Genomic DNA, 2,363 nt, shown 5'->3' with positions numbered 1-2,363 from the left:
CGTTCGCAGCTCGGGGGACGGGCTGTCGTGCGGTCGCGCGGTGGCGTGGCAGCCCGTCCCCCGAGCTGCGAACGGATGGCACAGCCATGCCCGCGTCGATCGTGTCCGTGAAACCCGTCGTCCTGCCCGTGCCCGGAACCGGCGGGGCCGGGCGCGGTGAAGATCTCCAAGTCCGCGTCTCCGCACCCCTGTTGGGCACCGATCTGCCCGTCGTCGTCCTCTCCCACGGCTACGGCTGGTCCCTCGACGGGTACGCGCCCCTCGCCGATCACTGGGCCGCCCACGGGTTCGTCGTCCTCCAGCCGACCCACCTCGACTCCCGGACCCTCGGCATCCCCGCGGACGACCCCCGTACGCCGCGCATCTGGCGGCTGCGCATCGAGGACGTCGTCCGTGTCCTCGACTCCCTCGACGTCCTCGTCTCCGCCGTACCCGGGCTCCCCGGCCGCGTCGACCCCTCCCGCATCGCCGTCGCCGGGCACTCCTGGGGCGGGCAGACGGTGGGTACGCTGCTCGGCGCGCGCGTCCTCACCGACCCCGACGAGGACTTCTCCGACCCCCGCGTCACGGCCGGCGTCCTGCTCGCGACGGCCGGCCTCGGCGACGACCTGACCCCCTACGCCGCCGAGCAACTCCCCTTCATGCGCCCCTCGTTCACGACGATGACCCCGCCGGTGCTCGTCGTCGCCGGCGACCACGACCAGTCCCACCTCTCCACGCGCGGACCCGACTGGTTCACCGACCCGTACACCAACAGCCCCGGCCCCAAAGGCCTGTTGACCGTCTTCGGGGCCGAGCACTCCCTCGGCGGGATCGTCGGACACGAGGCCGCCGAGACGACCGACGAGAGCCCGGAGCGAGTTGCGCTGATCCAGCGGGTCAGTACGGGTTTCCTGCGGGGCGCGTTGGGGATCTCGGGGGAGATGTGGGCAGAGGAACCGGGGGAGTTGGGGAAGCTGGAGTGGAAGTAGCCTGCCGCCACAGGCCGTTGGTCGGGCGGAGTTCCAGGCGCTCGCCGCGTCGGAGGACGGGACTTTGACGGCCGGCAGCCGCCCCCACCCCCCGTCGGAGGTGGGAGCGGCGTATCCCGGTCGCCTCTAGGCGCGCGCGTGCTACTGCTGCTCCGGCTGGTCGCGTCTGATGCCCAGCGCCTCCTCCGCCTTCTGCTGGACCTGATCGACCTGGCCCTCGTACTTGTTGCCGGTCTTCTCGTTGACCATTTTCTCGGCGGTGTCGGACATGTCCTTGGCCTTGTCCTGCATCGCCTTGTTGCTCTTGAACCTGTCCAAGAGGCCCATCGAAGGCTCCTTCCGGAGGTGATCCATCACGACCATATGTCCGGGTTGCTCCGAATGCCCACCCGAAGGGGGGTGGCCGCGCGACCCGGCCGTACCCACGGAGTGACCCCGCACACCCTCCGGCTAGCGTGTACGCGGCTCTGACCGGGGAAAACGTCCGGTGCGGGGCACAGGGAACGGCACCAGAGGACATCGGGAGGGGCGCGCGTGAAGCGTGTTCGGGGCGGGGTGGCGGTCGCCGCCGTGCTGGTGGCGGCACTGGCGGGCTGCGGTGAGACGAAGGACGGGGGCGGCGCGCCCGGCCCCCAGGGCGGCGCCGCGCTCGCGGCGGCCGAGGCGCTGCCGGTCAAGGGCCGCGCGCCGAAGACCGGCTACTCCCGCGACGCGTTCGGCTCCGCGTGGGCCGACACGGACTCCAACGGCTGCAACACCCGTGACGACATACTCCAACGGGACCTGGCAGACGTGAAGTTGACCGGCGGCGACTGCAAAGTCTCGTACGGCGTACTGGAGAAGGACCCCTACTCCGGCAAGGGCGTGACGTACCGGCGCGGCAAGAGCCAGGTCGACATAGACCATGTCGTCGCCCTCTCCGACGCGTGGCAGAAGGGCGCCAAGTACTGGGACGCCGGCAAGCGCATCGCCCTCGCCAACGACCCCCTCAACCTCCTTGCCGTGGACGCGAGTACGAACCGCTCCAAGGGCGACGGCGACGCGGCGACCTGGCTCCCGCCGAACACCTCGTACCGCTGCGCATACGTCGCCGCGCAGGTCGCGGTGAAGAAGAAGTACGAACTCTGGGTGAGCGGCGCGGAGAAGGCGGCGATGGAGAAGGTCCTGACGGGCTGCCCGAACCAGAAGCTGCCGGCCGGCGGGAACCCGACGAAGGCGCCGGAGAGGTTCACGGCGAAGTGAGGGTGGCGGGCGCGGACTTCCCAACTTAGGCTTACCTAACCTACGTTGGGGAGCCCGCTCATGCCGCAGCCCAAGCACACCCCCGAACTCGGCGAGATCCAGGAGACGTTGCTCATCCCGCTGTACGCACGCGCCGTCGAGACCCGCAAG

At 70.5% G+C, this 2,363-nt stretch carries 3 protein-coding genes; 2 read left to right on the top strand and 1 reads right to left on the bottom strand.

What is annotated here, in order from left to right; all coding sequences use genetic code 11:
- The first annotated feature begins 86 nt into the window (after nucleotides 1-86).
- Nucleotides 87-971, top strand: coding sequence for an alpha/beta hydrolase family protein (locus tag AOK24_RS37765; RefSeq protein ID WP_055724455.1), 885 nt, complete (start codon nucleotides 87-89; stop codon nucleotides 969-971).
- A gap of 141 nt (nucleotides 972-1,112) precedes the next feature.
- Here AOK24_RS37765 and AOK24_RS37760 read toward each other — a convergent pair whose 3' ends face one another.
- Nucleotides 1,113-1,298 (bottom strand): antitoxin, encoded by a 186-nt coding sequence (locus AOK24_RS37760; RefSeq protein ID WP_055724456.1) that lies wholly within the window; start codon nucleotides 1,296-1,298, stop codon nucleotides 1,113-1,115.
- Nucleotides 1,299-1,505: 207 nt separating this feature from the next.
- On the opposite strand from AOK24_RS37760, the gene AOK24_RS37755 reads away from it, so the two are divergent.
- Nucleotides 1,506-2,213 (top strand): HNH endonuclease family protein, encoded by a 708-nt coding sequence (locus AOK24_RS37755; RefSeq protein ID WP_055724454.1) that lies wholly within the window; start codon nucleotides 1,506-1,508, stop codon nucleotides 2,211-2,213.
- Nucleotides 2,214-2,363: the final 150 nt, after the last annotated feature.

Origin of the sequence: Streptomyces niveiscabiei (assembly GCF_001419795.1) — a bacterium.
GTDB classification, from domain to species: Bacteria; Actinomycetota; Actinomycetes; order Streptomycetales; family Streptomycetaceae; genus Streptomyces; species Streptomyces niveiscabiei.
The sequence above is the reverse complement of the archived record's forward strand: the minus strand, read 5'-3'. Positions and strand labels throughout refer to the sequence as shown.

What these genes read in the sequence shown, in the direction of transcription:
- AOK24_RS37765 (WP_055724455.1), top strand. Translation starts at nt 87, where the DNA reads ATGCCCGCGTCGATCGTGTCCGTGAAACCCGTCGTCCTGCCCGTGCCC.
- AOK24_RS37760 (WP_055724456.1), bottom strand. Translation starts at nt 1,298, where the DNA reads ATGGGCCTCTTGGACAGGTTCAAGAGCAACAAGGCGATGCAGGACAAG.